Genomic DNA, 18,385 nt, shown 5'->3' on the forward strand with positions numbered 1-18,385 from the left:
ATTGTTATGCAAAACAGTTATATTGTCGATGCGTTTTTATCTGGCACCGTTTGGGTGTCGCTTATCTATCTATACTTTGCTTGCCGGACACGGGTCATCGAGCTTAACGCTTTGGTCACGCCTGAGATATTCCTAATGGCGATAACCAAGTTATTAAAATCGTCCATTATTATTGCCACGCCCTTTGTCGCCATTCTTAGTTTTATGCTATGGCGCTTTTATGGGCTAATGCTGGCAAGTGAAGCGTGGGGCGCGGGCGGTATCGGGCTTTTGGTTATTATGTTTGGTATAGGCGCTCCTATGATATGGCTATACGTGCTACTGGTGTGCGTTAAACATAGCCGCTTTATCGGTTCTGTTGAGGTAGCCGCTGATGACAAGCTAATGCCGCAGCCAAGCCAAGCAAGAGGCGCTTACTCATGATTGATGCAGATAAAATCAAAGCGATGGTCAATCATTGGCTGGACACGCCGCCAAACGGCTATTTTGGTCAAAGCTATGGTGCTGATTTGCGCAATATGCTGCTACGTGAGCTGTCTAGCGACAATGCAGACAAGCTCCTTAAAAAGCTACGTCTTGATATACCGCTACTCAATCAACTTGATGACAGCCAGCTTAGTATTAGTACCGAGACCCGTGGCTTTGACAAGCTCTACGTGTACCTATTTATTGGCAACATTGCGATAGATTTAGGTGAAGCCAAAACCGAAAATTCAGATCAGGATTATTACGATGTCCGAGCGAAGTAATATATTAGCCAGTATTAACAGTCATATTAACGACTATCCAGAGATAGCCGAGCGCTGGCGAGCAGGTGATCCTACCGTCCGCGCCATGCTAACCTCAATCGTTGAGGCGGTCGTCTTTTTAAAGCGTGACAATGATGTTAACGCTATCGAGCCGTTTATCAAGTCAAAAAACCGTACCATCATCGCTGACGCCATCAATAAAGGCATACTGCCGGTAGCCACGCCTTGCCAGCACAAAATCACCGTTGAGAATAGCTCAGCGGTCACACTTACCTTATCGCAAGGGCGACTGATTGAAGATGGTACGGGTAGGCAGTGGCGACTGCTAGCAGCGGTTACTGTGGCAAGCGGTGAGGCTAAGGTGGTATTGGCTGAGCAAAGCGTTATTAATCGTGTTGATATGACCGTACCGCTTAACGAGCCATTCTATACCGCCGCCTTATCTACCACAGATGACGCTTACTTTGCAGGTATTAGTGTCGTTAATACCACCACAGGCGAGGTTTATCAGCACACGCCAAACTTTATGAACGCAGGCATCAACATGCCAGCCTACACGCTGCAAAGTGACAACCTAACCAATATTAATGTGATATTTGGTGCAAGCGATAGAGCTGGCAAGACGGTGCAGGCAGGCGAGGTGTACCAAATTGCAATTACTCAGTGCTACGGAGAGGTTGATCCTAGCAGTTTAAGACAAGCCGCGCTTAGTGAGATCAATGTCAGTGACGAGAGCCAGTTAAACCTATATTTTAAAGCGGGTGACATGGTGCGGGCAGGGGCTAACCCTTTGACTATTAATCAGCTAAGATTGCTTGCCAGCTTCCCATCTATGTATGACCGAAACGCGGTCTTTATGGGTAACTTTACCTTTTTGGTGATGCAGCATTTTATGAACCGTTTTGACTATATGGCGATATGGAATGAAACCATCCATGAGCGCTACTATGGCGTGAATGTGAGTAACATTAACCACTTAAACCTAACGGTCGTTGCTAAGTCTGGCAATGCGGGTGAGCGTGAGCAGCTTATCACCGACATCAAGCAATTAGTGGCGCGTGCTGACAGCTTGCTTGATGGTCGCGTCAGGGTGAAGGCGGTGGTGGAACGTCCTTATCAAATTAGCATTACAGGTAGGCTTGCCGCTGTACATGATATTGACTCAGTACGCACGCAGATCAAAGAGCTATTATTGGCGGAGTATGGCAAAGGCTCATTGGCTGCTATTCACCATAATGCAGATGGCTTTAACTTGCAGGAGATTGCTACGCGCATACGCTCAACGATAAGCGCCTTTCAAGATCGCATTAGTGATTTTACGGTCAGTGGTGAGGATGTGGCAAGCCAGCCCGTAAAGCCGCATGAATGGGCATTTTTAGATACCGATAGCATCACCATCAACTTAACCCGTACTGCTGATAGCGGTAATGCTATATGGACGATGTGATATGGACAATACAACCCTTAGCGCTAGTGACTTTTTAGCGCCACTTGCCTTTACTCATAAGGCGGGCGAGCTTGAGCGGGCAATGGCAGGTGTTTTTACTGCTGTGGTTCAAGAGTATCAAGTAAACCAACTCAATGATATCTATAGTTATGGTGTGCCGTGGCTTGGTAGCGCCACTGTGGTTGAGCGTTTTACCAAGCTTAACGGCTTGGCAGTGCTACGTCGCAATGACGGGGGCTTGTCCGATAAACTTATGAGCACTATTTATGCCAACTGGGGGTCGATGGCAAGCGAGCGCGGACTGGCTTTTTTGCAATTCATGCTTGATATGCTGTACCCAAATCAGAATAAAATAGTTAGGCTTTGGCACTCGATAGCGCAGGCAGGTAGCTATCCTTTGTATTTAAGTGAGTCGCAAGGGGTGCGAAAATTTTTGACCAGCCGCATTCGCATCAAGATTGACTCTGATACTGACATCACTGAGCTATCAGAGCTTGCACCCACGCTATCTCGCTTGGTGCCGTGGCAGATTGTGCCAGAGGTGGCTGTTAGTATCGATACTGAAGACATGGGCGTTCAGGTTGCGCTGGCAGGTGAGATATTTCAAGTCGCTAACTTTTCGCCTTACTAAACCTATGGAACACCCCTAAACCCGCCCGCCCAAAGCACGTCAAAATAGCCCTATTACTTATCATCTTATAGGGCCGATCATGAAAACCAAAACTCCTAGCGCTCAGGCGTACCGCAAACAGTACGAAACCGCAAAATCACTAGGCGCGGCTATGCTGGCGTGTAACGCCGTTTTAGTGCCAGAGGGCTACAACAACCTATACTTGCTTACTCAAAACTTTCAGCGTCCTATCGTCAGTCACAATGATAGCGCTGATGTTGACTATGCGCGCGGTCTACAAGCACACGTAGCAGGTACGGTTAAAACCAACTTTGAAGGTCAGTGGACGCTAATTGAAACAGAGTCCGGCGCGATCTCAAAGTTTGCAGAAGACATCGCGGTTAAACATGGCGGTATTTTGCCACTCGTTCGCATCTATGACGGTTTTGTCGGTGACGGCGATAACATCAAAGGCAGCCGTGAGTATGAACTGATTGATTGTGCAATCACCTTTACCGATGGCGGCGGTGAAATCGATGCGGCCAGCCGTAGTCAAATCTTACAAGTGCAAGCGTCATGCCGTTATAACTATTTTGGCCAAAGCGGTAAGATTGGCGCAACCGGTAGCGGCGCGGATGTATTCGCTGACACCTTGACCAATGCGCTCGGCAGCCTTAGCAGTTTAGTACCGCAGGGTGGTTTAGACGGCGTGACTATCTTCGGTTAACCCCTAATCTTAATTAATACAGCCAAGGCTAAGTTATGAGCACCACTAGCACAGACGCCCATCATGTTATCGGATCGCTGCAAGATGCCGCCGAGGAGCTTTACGAAGAGCTAGTAACGACTGGCTCTTCGGTCATGCTTACCGATGTCGTTAAGATCATGATCGTGAATACTAAGAAGTATGCTGGCTGGTCAGGTGAGTTGCAGCATTGTCCAAAAGACGACGCCTCGTGTGTTAAGCCGCTACTGGTGATTGACGCAAGTACCGTTTTAGGTGTGGATGACTGGCTGATTATTGAGCCAGTGGTTCGCGCTCATTGCGACCTTGTGCAAGCCCGCCGCATGGAGGGAGCACAGAATTTAGGCGTACAACCCGCTGGCATGTTATCAAGCGAGGCGCTGCAATATTACAAAGATTCGCTTGAGTTGATGAAGCGTGAGGCATTCCAGTGTCAGCCGTTTAGTGTTGAGGTTCCCGAAAATAACGCCTTAGACGAGTTTTTTAAAGATAAATTTTGGAGTACAACATGGCAGAAACTATAGAGGTTTTAGTAACTCGTGAATGGGTGCAGTTAGCGCCCAGTCAGTGTGAGGTGCAGTCGGTCAACGATAGAGATGCCTACAATAAGACATTTTTTGACTTGGTGGTGGGCGGCGCAGAACCTGCTAGCGACACAGATGTTTTCATGCGTATCACCCTTGCTGAGCACGCTAATTTTCATAGAGACGCGCCAGTATGGTTGCGCCTTAATGCGCTTAATGCTGACGCCGATCAATCGGTTGTTGTTATTAGATAGGGGTTGGTTATGGCTCAGCATTTTGGCAGTTTGGATTTAAGAAGCGGCATATCTCTAAGATCGTCGCAACATTTTGGTAGCCTAGTGCTAAAAAATGACAATCTTTTATACCTATTTGCAGACGGGCAGCAAGGCGCATGGTACGACCCATCTGACAAGTCAACGCTATTCCAAGGCGTAGCAGGTACAGTGCCAGTCACTAAAGATGGCGACCCTGTGGCATTGATGTTAGATAAATCAGGCAACAACAATCACGCTACTCAGACGGTAAGTGCTGCTAGACCTGTTTACAAAGACAACCTTGCCAGACTGTCACTGGATAAAGTGGACGATGCGATTGTTATCAATCTACCAACCCGCTTGGTGGGTACGATGACGATAGCGTCAACAACAGGTACAGCAACTTATGGTGTCGATATACCAGCTGGAAACTTTACTTTAGGCGGTAGTTATTTCTCATCAAACAATATTGTAGGTCTAATATTAAGAGAAGGGGAGTTGTCTGCTGATGATGAGAGCAAGGTAGATTCTTATTTATTGAGTAAAGGTGCTGTTAAGAGCTTTGTAGGGATTACTGATTTCGCTACTGCTTGGTATAACAACAACTTAACATCATTTCCCTTGATTGACACAAGTAGTGGTACTAATTTCTCTTATGCTTGGCATGGAAACAACTTAACATCATTTCCCTTGATTGACACAAGTAGTGGTACTAATTTCGCTACTGCTTGGTATAACAACAACTTAACATCATTTCCCTTGATTGACACAAGTAGTGGTACTAATTTCTCTTATGCTTGGCATGGAAACAACTTAACATCATTTCCCTTGATTGACACAAGTAGTGGTACTAATTTCGCTACTGCTTGGTATAACAACAACTTAACATCATTTCCCTTGATTGACACAAGTAGTGGCACTAATTTCTATCGTGCTTGGCATGGAAACAACTTAACATCATTTCCCTTGATTGACACAAGTAGTGGTACTAATTTCGCTACTGCTTGGTATAACAACAACTTAACATCATTTCCCTTGATTGACACAAGTAGTGGCACTAATTTCTATGGTGCTTGGTATAACAACACCTCCCTAGTGGATTTCCCAGAAAATATGTTTGACAATATAAAGGGTGGTAATTTTACTTACACCTTCACTGACACAAACCTGTCTCAATCTAGCATTGACGGTATATTAGCATCACTGGTTGCGTCAGGTATTGCGTCAGGTACACGAGCATTTGACCAGTCCGGCGGTAGTGCCCCGTCTGCTACAGGGCAAGCGGCGATTGATACATTGCGTAGTCGTGGTTGGACAGTTACCGTAACAGGAGGGTATTAGTATGAGCCAATACACACACAGAATTACTTTAGTAGTGCCCGAGCTACTTATGCCACAAGCTAATCAACTTGCACTCATAGCAGGGGAGAGCCTTGCTGATGTTAATACATTTACACAAGCAAACTATCAAGACGCAGACGGCAATCTCTATGCTGTATGTTCAGCAGTCATTAAACCTATTGTGTTATCACTTGCTGATGCACCGCTTGCAGACACCCCTCTAAAAACTAAAGGTGCTGATTTAGTATTGGCACAGCAAGCGATGGATAAAGTAGTCAAGTATCAAAAAGGCGTAACGGTTACGCCTGATAATATTTATATAGGGATTGATATTGACCCGTTTAAGTTTTTTGAATCAATAGGGCTAATAAGCGTTGTCATTGACGATGTGGGTGCGCCAATCTAATGAATATTCAGCTCGAAGATGGCAGTCAAATCGGCACCAATCTAATTAGCGCAATCTATCGCACTGATCTTGTGCCCGTACCTGTCACCATTGAGCTTGTCGTCAAAGCGGATGATCGATTGCATAAGCTATTATTAATTGATAAGACGCTGACCACCCCTAAAGACGTGTCGCTGACCATCGTTAAATCACAAGTTATCAATGAGCAATCTATCAAGGCTGGCAAGCGCATTGCCGCGCTGCATATCATTGCTGTCTTATCAGGATGCGAGCCACTGCTAGGCGTCACCAAAAAGGCAGTCAGCCTAGATAATACCAGCTTTAACGAGGTGTACCGCGCATTGGGCGCTAAAGTCCGCATTAAAAAAGACATCAAACTTGCCAGCTTTATTTGCCTGAAAGGTCAGATGCCAACCGTGGCCATTGCTAAAGCACTGCAAAAAGAGTCGGCGGTTATTTGTCATACTAATAACGGTTTGTCAGTCATTCGCCTAAACGAGCTAATGATAGGCGCGGCGACCTTGTTTGATAAAAGCGCCGTGCAATGGATCAACAATCCCAATGCTATCCGGCACGGCAACGTCAATTATCTGTCTATCGATGACAATGGCTCAGATATATTAGGGTCAGCACGGACTGAGCGCTCAATAGAATACTACCCACGAGCAGACAACCGCGAGCTACAGAACTTGCGGCGCATACTTATCACCAAAGCCACTATTACTCGCCAGCTCGACGAGCGCTTGGACGCAGGCAAGCTTATAACGGTTGACAACAAAACATTGGTAGCCTTAACCGCCGCGCACCGATTCGAGTCAGGAGCGTTAGGCGGTCCCGCTGTTATGGCAACAAAAGCGTGGCTTGCTGGCGTGGAGGATAGATCATGAGTCTTGTATCACCATACATACACCCCGCCAAACTTATCAGCTACGACAACACCAATCGCACGGCTAAAGTTTCTATCGCAGGGCTTACGGATGGCGTAGAAGAAGGCATCACCGCCATGATTGCCTACCCGATAGGCGATGATGACATGGACACAGAGCGCGAGCTGATAGCTGGTGCTGATGTGTGGGTGTTCTTTGAGCAAGGCGACACCTCAATGCCAGTGATTGCTTTTTACCGTCGTCACGGGCAAGGGCGAGCGGTGGTGGATGTTCGCCGCATACGTCAAGAAAATATCGAGCTACTAGCACGCACCAGAATAACCTTGGACGCTAAAGACTTGGTACATATTAAAGCCAAAACCATCACTATTGATGCAACCACCGTCAATCTTAATGCCAGTAACTTTAACGTCACCGCAGAAACGAGCGTTAAAGGCAACATCGGACAAGTGGGCAACTACTCAATGCAAGGCAATCAGTCAATCACTGGCAGCCATACCGTCAACGGCAATAGCACCTCTTACGGCAACCAGACAATCAATGGCAGTGTGTCTGCCACAGGCGATATCAAGGCGGGCGGCATATCGCTTAAATCTCATAAACATGGCGGCGTTGATACTGGCGGCGGCTCAACCAGCGGCCCACAATAACATTTGCTAGAACACAGCATTAATAGGCGTAAAACATGAAACTACTTAATACCATGGCAAACATGCTGATTAGCAATCGTGAGATGAAACGGTCTGCCACGCCAGCGGGCATTGGCGATGTCAATCGCCAGTATGAAGCGCTTAATCAGATGGAGCTTGGCACCTTTAACAGCCCTGAAAACGCGCCGCGAACCCGTCAAGATATCTACTCAACGTGGGAGCTGATGCAAAAGGACCCACAAATAGCAGAGGCATTAAGCTTGCATGTTACGGCAGCACTCGGCGGGCATGAAACCACGGGTGACATGATATTTATTACCCCGCATGAGCGCGTGCGTGGTAAAGGTCGACGAGCAAAAGAGTTGCGCGATAGGGTGGAGCGTGAGGCATTGCATATTGCGCCCATTATTAACCGTTACGCCTTCACCTTAGCGCGTCAAGCCATCGCCTATGGGGACAGTTACGCACGTATCTATACTGACAAGCGTAAGGGCGTGGTAGGACTTATGAACAATCGCCATACCGCGCCATCGCTTATTATGCCGTTTGAGCAGGCAGGCGAGACAGTCGGCTTTCATGGGTTAGAGGAAGAGGACTACGAGCGCTCTATTGCCAAGCTTACTCCTAGACAGCTATTGCGCGTCAAGATGCAGCGCATCGAGGTGATACCGCAGATGACCATGCAGGTATGGCAAGACAGAAAAACGCTGATCTATGATGAGCGCTGTGACAATCCCATCTTGCCAGCGGAAATCGGTGGCTCATTCCTCTATCCAGTAGAGAAGCCGTGGAAGGATGTTGTTATTAGCCTTGCAGGACTGAACAATCAGCAAATAGCCGATAGTGTCAAGCAAGCCTTTTTAACCGTCAACATGGAGGGGATGCCGCCCAGACAACAGACAAAGTATAAGAAATCCATCACCGATATGCTGACCAACTACCGCGATCAGATACAAGAGGCGTTTAAAGGCGGTGAGGCATTACACGGCACCAAATATCATGTGTTGCCGCAATGGGGTGATAAGCAGATATTGCAATCAGTAGGGGATTTATCACAGCGCAATATGCCACTAAACCCTGAAACGCTCATGCTCAACCTTCGCCGCGTGGCAGGTGGTCTGGGGATTGATTTATCCTTAGTCGGTTGGGCGGATATGCTGGCAGGCGGACTGGGTGATGGCGCGTCTTTTCAAACGTCCGCACAAATTATGCGTCGATCTAACCTTATTCGCACCTCGTTAATTGATGCCTTTAATCACTTAATGAGCATTCATTGGGGTATCAAGTACGGGGAATATTTTGATGCTAAAGAGTACCCGTGGCAGTTTGACTTCTTCTCAGATGCTGGAGCCGCTACCGCGCAAGCACTAAGCAATAAGCAAAACAAAGCCAACACACTGACTATCGAGATGCAGGCAGTACAGATGATAAAGGACTTGGGACTTGGCAAAGAGGCGACACAACTCATGCTTGAAGACCGCTTGGACTACGACTTATCTTTTGCAGAGAAGGTCGCTATTGCCATTACCGCGCCACCAATGGGCGAAGAGGGCTTGCCAGCAGGGATGCCGCAACCTCCTAGTAATGCCGATATGAGCAATAATCCTGAAGACGACGACTTGCCAGATGGCCTAGACGATATGGAGGATGACTATGAGGACTGATCTAGTGCAAGGGCTAATCGCTAGCAAAAATGATGTTGGGCGCGTAAAAGTAGGTACGGCAACCAATTCGCAGTACATGCAGTCTTTACAGTTACTCTATGGTAAATTACGGGTACATGAAGCGTTATTGCAGTGTATGTATGTGGTCAAGATTGAAGACATATTCGGCAATGGCCCTAACATTCCTTGGTTTAGAGATAAAACATTATGCTACCTAGCAACTGAGGCGGATATGTCGCTAGGCAGTGCTGAGAGTGAGTCATTCTATGCAGGCGCATATCAAGCCAGCTATTTGACGCAAAAGTCATCGGACGATATGGACATGACCTTTATTGAAACCCTTAATGCTGATATCTCTAATTCATACCGCGCCTGTCACAAACTAGCGTTTAATGACGATGGCACGATGAATGAGTCGAAAAAGTACGCTTTTAAATTAAGCGTTGGGCTTATCAATCATAAGAAACCCAATAGCGAGCCAGTTATCAATAGATCGTGGCTCGTTGGTGCCAAAAGCGCCCGTCCTGAGATTAGTAGTACGGGGCGTAGTGAGATTGTCAAAGTGCCAGTAACCTTTCAGAAGCTCAGGCCACTTATGTTTGAGCGATGATATCTCTTAGCTAATAACCCACTCTTTGAAGTGGGTTTTTCTTTGCCTAACATTCAGCGGAACACCCCCGCTGCATAGCCGCCAAACCTTGTCACAATAAACCTATCTTATTATCCCTAACAAACATAGGCGTCCTGCAATGGCATATATCACACTCAATAAAGCGCATACTCACCATAAAACAACTATCAATGGTCAGCCTACTAGCCAGTATAGCCGCTACGAAACAGGTTTAATCACTGGCAACAAGCGAGACTTGCCAGCCATTCTAGCGGATAGTACGGGCAGTGACGGCTATAGTTTTGATAGTGCAGTCGGTAGTGCTGATGATAGCTGGCACGTATTAAACGCCTTTGATAAACAGGGCTTGTATGTCGATAGTATTGCGGTTGGCGGCGCTATGGATGCCGATCACGCTACCGTGGTAGCGCGCACCCAGCTTGACAGCCTAGGCGCAGCTAACCTAAAAGTGATTGGTGAGGGATTGGTTCAGTTTGACAGTATCAATCAATCGAACGCTGGCACGTTTTCAGTTGACGCCATCAACAAGCTTATGGACAACCCTTCGCAGGATAAAAACTACCTACCGATCATTACCGCCTCAGAGCTTGCTTATGAAGCTGATCGCGTTACCTTTGACAGTGTGGAGTGGGGCGAAGGAGCAGAGCTATTAAGCCATGACGGGCGTGATAGCACACTCATGCTAGACATGACTCGTGCCGATACTCGCAGCGACTTAGTAAACGAATTTGAGCTTGCAGACGTACTCGACTTGCTGGGCGCTGAACCTGAGCAGAGCTTTGATGCCTTGATGGACACCAAAAACCGTTTAGGGCTATTGAAAGATCGCTTATATAACGCGATGAGCCGTGCCGGTAACGATACGGTATCAGTTACTAATGTCACTGAAACCAAGCCATTTAAGCGCCAGGGCGTGACTAATATTGCCTTTGTGTTTGATCTATCAGACGGTCAAAAATTGTCTATCTGGTTCCACAATCCAGACAGTACGCCATCCAAGTTAATGCCAAGCGATATCATGATTAGCTGGAAATGGATGTTAAACAAGCGTGATGTGACCGCCGCATTATCACCAAAACAAGGTGATAACGTCCAGTTGCCTGCGCTGGCTAGTCGAATCATGCGCGTAGCTGCCAAAAACTCTATGCCATTTAAGCGTACACAAGCCAAGCGCTTAAAGCTAGATAATGAGCTAGCAGAAGCAAAAATGACGATTGAAAATAAGACTGCCACTATCGAGCAGTTGGATCAAGATATTGCCAGCCTAAATAGCCAGATTGATGCGGCTATGAAAGCGCCTAAAGTTGAGCTTGTGGTTGAGCCGGTCGTCGAACCTGTTATAGAAACGTCGGTAGTTGACGAAACTGTAGCAGAGCCAGCTGGCCAAGACAGCACTACGCAAGATGACACCGATGTCGCAGCACCTATCACTATCACAGGTAAAGAGATTGACGTAAGTGAGGATGTTGATTTTAAAACAGCAAAAAACAATGCGATGGCATATTTTGACAACAATTTAAAAGATAAGGTTGTTTTCTGTCCTGCCATTGACAGTGATGTTTTGTTGAGACGGCGCGGTGGTAAACATATTGCTAAAGCAAATCATACGTTTCGTGAAAAACTAAAGCTGGTGGCCGCTATTCCTGAAATGATTAAACAGGGCAAATATGGGCATTACACTGCTTTGAACAAAGAAAAAGGCTCTAATATCGAAGGGTATTATGTATTGAATGTTGCAGTGGTAGTAGGTGGCAATCTAAAAGCAGCAAGAGTCGTACTGGAGAAGAATAACGAAGGCGAGGTTTTATATGACATAGGTATAGACAAAAAAGAAGCCTTAGCAGCTCTAGGGGATACTATCACCAAAAATACATTTGATGGGTTCACCGGATCTAGCCAATACCAAGACTTCTTAGATGAATCTTACCAAGCGGATGACAGTGATGTCAACCAGTTTGACAATGTGCTTGAAACAGCGATCCCTGATAACTATTCAGGGGTTGCTTCAAGCACACTTAATATTAAAGCACCAAATAGTGAGGATGTCAACCAAGATCAAACTATGTTCGATAAGGCAGACCTTGCAACAGTCGATGGGGTGCTGAATATGTTTATTTTAAACGAGACATCTATCGAAGATACCGCAAATCACAACACTGATAACGAATTAGCTGATACTAATCCTAATGAAAATACTAGTACCTATGTTGCTGATTCGTTTAGCGAGCTGAGCTATATATCAGTTACTAAAACCGATGATAACCAGTACGAGGCATCAATAAAATCAATAAATAACGATAGCAAATTATCCGGCAGCTTAACCGAGATTAAAGGCTTTATCTCTAACTACTTAGAAGGCTTAGGCGCGGATATGTCAGTTTTGTCCCTAACTAATGGCGCGGATGTTTTGAAAACCGACACCGATCCAGATCACACCCCAACCAACCCCAACAACAAAAAAATCACCAAAGGCAAATCCAATAAGGCCAAAACCCCTAAAGGCACCAAAATTGAAAGCGTCTTTGCTTTAGTTGATGCTAAATTCTTGATCGCCTCGCATACCGCGAACGGCAGCAAAAACCCTAAATACCCACAAGAGCTACAGCCGCGTGACCGTGCGCGTGAATCCTCTATTGCTTGGGTACAAAAAACCTCAAGAGAACTTGATCCTGAGAGCTTAGGTCGTACTGGCCGTGTTGATACCGGCGCGCCTATCGTGGGTGATGACCTAGTGGTAGAAAGCGGCAACGGTCGCACTATTGCGATCAAGATGGCCTACGCCAATGGCGATGCTAGCGAGTACAGAGAATGGCTTGCTGAGAACGCTGATATGTTCGGTATGACCGCTAAGCAAGTAGAGAGCTATAAGCAGCCTATCCTTGTGCGTATGCGTACCACGCAAGTGAACCGTAGTGAGTTTGCAGTAGAAGCGAACCAAGACGACAAACTAAGCTTTACCGCCTCAGAACGCGCCAAATCAGATGCTAAGCGTGTTAATGCTGGCATGTTAGAGCTATTCGATCCTAGCGAGTCAGGCGACATCTTAGCCGCCAGTAACCGCCCATTCGTAAAATCGTTTCTAGCCAGCCTAGGCGCGACAGAAGCGGCGCAATATACCGACAGTAACGGCAATCCAACTCAAGCGCTAGTCGCTCGCATTAAAGGCGCATTGTTCAGTAAAGCCTATGACGATGACCGCTTGCTTGAGATGATGGCAGATCAAACAAAGCCTGAGCTACAAAACACCCTAAACGCCCTAACAATGGCCGCGCCTAAGTTTGTAGCAGCACAAGCGGTCAACCGTAGTGACGCGCAGGACTTGGCTGAAAAAGTGGTTGATAGTGTCGAGCAGTCGCTAAGCGACGAGGTTAAAAACGCCATTGTTGATGCCACCAACATGATTATGAACGCCAAGCTTAGCAATCAAGATATTAAAGAATACGTGCTGCAACAAGGGTTATTTGAGCAAGTGGACGATGCCACCGCTGAACTTGCGGTATTCCTAGCCGCTAATGCTCGCAGTGCTAAGAAGATGACCGATTATTTCAATGCAATGGCAAGCTATATCGAGCAGGACAGCGTAAGCCGTCAAACACTAGATATGTTCGGTGAGCCTGAGCCGCTATCACTCGCTGATGTTATCGCACACGCCAACAACCAAGTTAATGATAATACCGACACTATAGGGACGCTTGATATGTTTAATGAGACGGTAGTAGAAGAAGCGGTAGTGACTGACAACCAAGCTACCACAAGCGACAAGAATTACTCATCCAGCAACCCTTATGCTGCTTACGCTAATGATGACGAAGATGCTATGAATAACGCCGACCAATGGGAGGCCAGAGAGCCGCTAACAGAAAACCGTTTGGATCAGCTTAACAAAATGGCAGAATCGCTTGGTTTTAGCACCTTTATCGAATCAAGACATGCAGGCTTAGGGGTATTCCAAGCAGCCAAAGAAGTATCTAATCGCAAGGTCGAGATTGACGGTAAATTCAAAAACAATGACGGCCAGTCATCAAAAGAAGCGCCTAGAGACTTCACTATCGAAAAATCTGAAAACGGAAACATTGTTGATTACCAGTACACCAACGACTTATCAGATTATATTAAAAAGGCGAACGACTGGCTAAATCAAGCCAGCCCACTTGACGACTTCAACACAGCCAACCTAGCCGCCAAAGTCGACGGCATAGTCAATGAGATAAACTCAAGCGACTTTGACCCAGAGATTTTTGATGTTGATGCGCTAAGCGCTATTGCTGAAGAAGCTGAGGGCAATAGCGAGCTTACCGCAAAACTTGAGGCTGCAAGTGAGGTCTATCAAAACAAGTTGATGACTATCGCCATGCAAGCGATGTCTGACATGGCAGGCAACTAATGCCAAACGCGCCAGCCACCAACAAAAACAAGACTACCAATGGCAATACCATTGGTAGCACCTGGGGCGAGAAGGGTTTAAATAAAAACCTTGTCGTCAAAATACGGCCCGTGATCGAAGGGAATATTGAGGGCGGGCAAGGGGCACAGACTTATGAGGTTGATACCAACCAGCCTACGGTTGAGTCTATCTTTGAGGATGCTGAATTCACCATCGAGTCGCAGTACAGCACCCCTTTTGAGTCCTCAAACCCAGAGGGTCGACTACCTAACTTAATGGGTATGATTCAGTCAGGGCAGGCCGCTGCTGCTGGCTACAGTTTGTTTGCTGCTGGTGGTGGCGTAGTCGCTGACGCGGCTGATGCGGCTGCTAGCTTCATCGGCGCCAAAGGTATTGTTGAAAAAGGCCAAGCTGAACTAGAGGGACTGCTGGGTAAATCCAACTTTACCAAGCTCAATAGCCGCCAAATTTTCACCTCGTCAAACTCAGTACGCATCACTGGTAGCCTTGTCTTTCAAGCATGGGCTGATGCCGCAACCGAGGTTGAGGCAGCGGTGAGTCAGTTGCAGCGCTGGGCGTCCGCTAAGAGCTTATCAAACACATCGCTGATTGTCGGTGCGCTTGATGAGGGATTATCAGCCATGTTCCCGTCAGAGATACCGCCAATGGTTCAACTGCAATACGGCGGCAAAACCTATAAGCCACTGGTGATTGAGAGCGTATCAGCACCTATTACTGCGCCAATGACCAAGGACGGCAACCGTATAGCTGTCAAAGTGCAAGTCACCTTCTTATCCCTCACCGCATGGGACCAACAAAATATTATAGATATGGGTCGTTAACCCCAAAGGATAAACATGGAAACTACTTTAGACGTACAGCTTTTAGAGACCAATGTATTGCTGCCCGACCTTCAGATAGGGCAAGCAATGGATATTGCCAAGATACCCGTGGCATTCAATGAAAAACGATTAAGCGCCATGATCTCGCACTTAACGGGCAATCCTAGCTTGGCTGGCAAGTTAACCGCACAAGAGCGTTATTTTGTCCTACTTAATCACCAAGCGATATCGCAAAGCCAGCATATCGGGGACAGTGATATTGATGGTTACGCCCTGCCTACTATTCAGTCAGATGTGCCAAAGTGCCACCAAGTGGGTGATATGTATGTTAATCACTTGCTAGGCGCTCATGTCGTCGTACTTGAGGGTCTTTGTGAGAATGTCTACGACTGGATTGTCGGACAAATGGCCTGCCAGCTTAGTGGTGATATCTCATCCGTGATTGGCGGCGACAGTAGCGACGATCTCAAGTGGGACGTGATTGATGCGGGCATGACTGATAACGAGATTAACGAGGCGATACAAAGCCGTATCAAGATTATCGATAGATTGGATGCTAACGGCAACTTTAATATATTGCATGATGCCTATAGCGTAGGGGTTGATGCACTATCTCACTTCGTAGTGCTGGGCTGTGAAAACAAAGGTTTAACCGTTATTAGTCAAGGAGGTGATGGCAGCAATGAGCCGTCACGATTTCTCACCCTTGATAGCTTACAAGGGATCGCCAGAGTTATTGCAGAGTGCGTTGCTTGATGATGCGTTTGTGATGGTGGAACACGGCAATATGAGCTTGCCAGAAGCGCTTAAAATAGGACTATCTTTTTTAACAATGTACAAAACATCGTCAAGTTTTGATTTAGTGTCTAAGCGCCTAGAAAGCGAGCATCTACATAAAATTGCTGTTATTAGTCGTCTTGATGCCATCATTAAAACCAATCAGATACGCAGATAACGCAATCAGATCACGACAGTGATTATATTTAATCATCAATTTAATTGGGATAGACAATGCCAGACAAATACTATTCAGCTGTGCAGACAACCAAACTACTGGCATTGTCAGGTAGCGGTACGGTTATTAGCGCAGTCAGTGTGATGGTACAACTCAATGAGCCTCACACCTTTTTATATCTAAGTTTACCGTATTGGTATTTTTTAGTAGCGACAATTTTACTGGTTTTTGTGGGCGCAGGGCTTGCAATGACCAACGATTACATGAAGAAGCAAGGCACATTTTGGGGCAATCTGCTGCTAGCGATAGTGGTTGGTTTTATCATCTCATTCGTTATCTTGCCAGCAATCAATGACAAGCCAACGGTCGCCATTATGATGCTAACCGCTTTTTTTGGTGGACTACTTGGTACGATATTTTTACGCATGATACTAGAATTGTCAGCAGATGACGATCTCAAGGTGGGTGTTCAGTCTATTGTTAAAAACCTTATCCTAAAATGGATCAATAGATTCTCAGGGGGTGATAAGTGATACCTATCATCAACACATTATTAGCTTTTACTGGCCTCATGATATGCACCTGTTGTTTATTGTCAGATCGATTCAATACAACATCAAAAGAAACCCTTGGACAGTTGGGCGGCTGGATTATCGTATGGATATTCTTAGTCTCAGCGTCACTACCAAGCAGTAGTTTTGAGCCGTCGTGGTCTACCACAGCAGCTCGAACAATCGTTTTGATTTTAAATATTTGGCACTTTAAAAAGTTGATTATTAGGCGATGCAAAAGAGCGCACGGCCTACGCAAACCAATTAAACAAAAAGAGGTGTAATCATGGCAATTATTGAAATGCAAAAAGAGCTGGGCGTACTTGCTGATGGTTGGTGGGGCGGTGACTCGCAACGAGCCTACCTAGCACAAGGCAAACAGCTTGATTTTAACTGGGCTTATCTGAGACGCAAGCTAGCAGGCTCTTTTAGTCAATCTCAAGTAGATGGCTTTAACCGTATTATGGCAGCTTGCAACCGTGCCAAGCTGTCGCCGCAGCACGCCGCCTATATTCTAGCGACTGTATGGCATGAGAGCGCCACAACCATGACTCCTATTAATGAGTATGGCAAGGGTCGCAAAAAGCGTTATGGTCAATGGTTTAAAAACAGCAAAGGGGTTGTTTATGGCATTCGTAATGGCAATCTTAGCCGTCCGGCTTACTTAAAATCTGATTATCCTCACCTATTTTTTGGGCGCGGGGATTGCCAGCTTACGTGGCTCGATAACTATATCAAGTTGGGGTTAATACTAGGCGTAGACCTTGCTAACAACCCCGATCTTGCGCTTGAACCCGATATTTCAGCCGACATATTAGTAACCGGATCAATGCAAGGTCTGTTTACCGGCAAAAGTATTCCGCATTATGTTACGTTTGGCACTTTTAATGAGTTTGTGCTGGCGCGTTATGTCATCAATGGACGTGATAAGCGCGATCTTATTGCTGGATATGCTAAAACTATTATGACTGCCATACAGTTTACGGATGATAAATCCGATATGCTTGCAGCCTAAAATCAACTAAGAAAGGATTAATCATGGCAGACATGAAACGATTTAACGCACTAAAAAAAGTAAATGCCAAGCCAATGAGCCGTCAAGAGTATAACGACTTGCGAGGCTGGCGTTTACCGGCAGATGAAGATGGTAGCGATAAGGGGTATTTGATTGAAGATATCAATAGTTCGCCTAATACTTTGGAGTTTGACGGTTATGTATCGTGGATGCCCAAAGAAATGTTTGATGACCAGTTTTATGAATGTACTGCAGGACAAACAGGCGACTTACCAGTTAAATGCACCGCACCTTCTGATCCCGAACACGAATTAACCGAAGATGAAATCGCTACGCTGGCAAGTGGCGGCTCTTTATGTGATTGCTGTGAGTTTGTGGAAGGTGGAAGCGAACACCCAATCAAAGAAGGTGATCTTGTTGACTTTGGCACAGCCCTACACCTGATGGAAGTGGGCGAGCGTGTGCAGCGTGAAGGCTGGAACGGCAAGGGTATGTTTGTGTATATCGTGCCAGCCGCAAGCTATCCAGCACAGCGTAACACCAAGGGCGTGTTAGTGGGCGACTATCCTGATGACATGGTGCCATACGGTGCGTATATCGCCCTTAAAACCGCAAGCGGCGAAGTTGTACCGTGGACTATCAGCCAGTCGGACGCACTTACTACGGACTGGATGCTGGCTGTCTAGTACAGTAAGTAATTGCCTTGCCTCTTACCAAGCCCTATCAAAAA

General features: G+C 46.4%; 20 protein-coding genes. All 20 read left to right on the forward strand.

What is annotated here, in order from left to right; translation table 11 throughout:
- Positions 1-6 precede the first annotated feature (6 nt).
- Positions 7-423 (forward strand): hypothetical protein, encoded by a 417-nt coding sequence (locus EI164_RS00795; RefSeq protein WP_192518098.1) that lies wholly within the window; start codon positions 7-9, stop codon positions 421-423.
- Positions 420-749 (forward strand): hypothetical protein, encoded by a 330-nt coding sequence (locus EI164_RS00800; RefSeq protein WP_192518099.1) that lies wholly within the window; start codon positions 420-422, stop codon positions 747-749. The genes EI164_RS00795 and EI164_RS00800 overlap by 4 nt, the downstream gene beginning before the upstream one ends.
- Entirely contained in the window at positions 733-2,196 is a 1,464-nt protein-coding gene (locus EI164_RS00805) for a hypothetical protein (protein WP_192518100.1), read from the forward strand. Before EI164_RS00800 ends, EI164_RS00805 begins: the two co-directional genes overlap by 17 nt.
- 1 nt (position 2,197) lies before the next feature.
- Entirely contained in the window at positions 2,198-2,827 is a 630-nt protein-coding gene (locus tag EI164_RS00810) for a hypothetical protein (RefSeq protein ID WP_192518101.1), read from the forward strand.
- Positions 2,828-2,906: 79 nt separating this feature from the next.
- The gene (locus EI164_RS00815) at positions 2,907-3,533 is read left to right on the forward strand and encodes a hypothetical protein (RefSeq protein ID WP_192518102.1); all 627 of its coding nucleotides are present in this window, start codon (positions 2,907-2,909) and stop codon (positions 3,531-3,533) included.
- Between the two features lie 35 nt (positions 3,534-3,568).
- A complete protein-coding gene (locus EI164_RS00820) occupies positions 3,569-4,075 on the forward strand; it encodes a hypothetical protein (protein WP_192518103.1) in 507 nt (168 codons plus the stop codon).
- On the forward strand, positions 4,060-4,329 hold the full coding sequence (locus EI164_RS00825) for a hypothetical protein (RefSeq protein ID WP_192518104.1): 270 nt from the start codon (positions 4,060-4,062) through the stop codon (positions 4,327-4,329). The genes EI164_RS00820 and EI164_RS00825 overlap by 16 nt, the downstream gene beginning before the upstream one ends.
- Positions 4,330-4,338: 9 nt before the next feature.
- Positions 4,339-5,670 (forward strand): hypothetical protein, encoded by a 1,332-nt coding sequence (locus EI164_RS00830; RefSeq protein ID WP_192518105.1) that lies wholly within the window; start codon positions 4,339-4,341, stop codon positions 5,668-5,670.
- Between the two features lies 1 nt (position 5,671).
- Positions 5,672-6,076: a hypothetical protein gene (locus EI164_RS00835; protein WP_192518106.1), complete on the forward strand. Its 405-nt coding sequence runs from the start codon at positions 5,672-5,674 to the stop codon at positions 6,074-6,076.
- A complete protein-coding gene (locus tag EI164_RS00840; RefSeq protein ID WP_192518107.1) occupies positions 6,076-6,963 on the forward strand; it encodes a hypothetical protein in 888 nt (295 codons plus the stop codon). The genes EI164_RS00835 and EI164_RS00840 overlap by 1 nt, the downstream gene beginning before the upstream one ends.
- Entirely contained in the window at positions 6,960-7,613 is a 654-nt protein-coding gene (locus EI164_RS00845; RefSeq protein WP_192518108.1) for a phage baseplate assembly protein, read from the forward strand. Before EI164_RS00840 ends, EI164_RS00845 begins: the two co-directional genes overlap by 4 nt.
- A 35-nt stretch (positions 7,614-7,648) precedes the next feature.
- Positions 7,649-9,277, forward strand: coding sequence for a hypothetical protein (locus tag EI164_RS00850; RefSeq protein ID WP_192518109.1), 1,629 nt, complete (start codon positions 7,649-7,651; stop codon positions 9,275-9,277).
- Positions 9,267-9,887, forward strand: a complete 621-nt coding sequence (locus tag EI164_RS00855; protein ID WP_192518110.1) for a hypothetical protein — start codon at positions 9,267-9,269, stop codon at positions 9,885-9,887. The genes EI164_RS00850 and EI164_RS00855 overlap by 11 nt, the downstream gene beginning before the upstream one ends.
- Before the next feature lie 139 nt (positions 9,888-10,026).
- A complete protein-coding gene (locus tag EI164_RS00860; protein WP_192518111.1) occupies positions 10,027-14,292 on the forward strand; it encodes a hypothetical protein in 4,266 nt (1,421 codons plus the stop codon).
- Complete coding sequence (locus tag EI164_RS00865) at positions 14,292-15,134, forward strand: hypothetical protein (RefSeq protein ID WP_192518112.1); 843 nt, start codon at positions 14,292-14,294, stop codon at positions 15,132-15,134. Before EI164_RS00860 ends, EI164_RS00865 begins: the two co-directional genes overlap by 1 nt.
- A 15-nt stretch (positions 15,135-15,149) precedes the next feature.
- Complete coding sequence (locus EI164_RS00870) at positions 15,150-15,890, forward strand: hypothetical protein (RefSeq protein WP_192518113.1); 741 nt, start codon at positions 15,150-15,152, stop codon at positions 15,888-15,890.
- Positions 15,871-16,089 carry a hypothetical protein gene (locus EI164_RS00875; RefSeq protein WP_192518114.1) on the forward strand — a complete coding sequence of 73 codons (219 nt, stop codon included), beginning with the start codon at positions 15,871-15,873 and terminating at the stop codon, positions 16,087-16,089. Before EI164_RS00870 ends, EI164_RS00875 begins: the two co-directional genes overlap by 20 nt.
- A gap of 56 nt (positions 16,090-16,145) precedes the next feature.
- Complete coding sequence (locus EI164_RS00880; RefSeq protein ID WP_192518115.1) at positions 16,146-16,622, forward strand: hypothetical protein; 477 nt, start codon at positions 16,146-16,148, stop codon at positions 16,620-16,622.
- Positions 16,623-16,926: 304 nt separating this feature from the next.
- Positions 16,927-17,655, forward strand: a complete 729-nt coding sequence (locus tag EI164_RS00885; RefSeq protein WP_192518116.1) for a hypothetical protein — start codon at positions 16,927-16,929, stop codon at positions 17,653-17,655.
- A 23-nt stretch (positions 17,656-17,678) separates the two neighbouring features.
- The gene (locus tag EI164_RS00890; RefSeq protein WP_192518117.1) at positions 17,679-18,341 is read left to right on the forward strand and encodes a DUF2829 domain-containing protein; all 663 of its coding nucleotides are present in this window, start codon (positions 17,679-17,681) and stop codon (positions 18,339-18,341) included.
- Positions 18,342-18,385: the final 44 nt, after the last annotated feature.

Source organism: Psychrobacter sp. FME13 (genome assembly GCF_014861395.1).
GTDB lineage: Bacteria > Pseudomonadota > Gammaproteobacteria > Pseudomonadales > Moraxellaceae > Psychrobacter.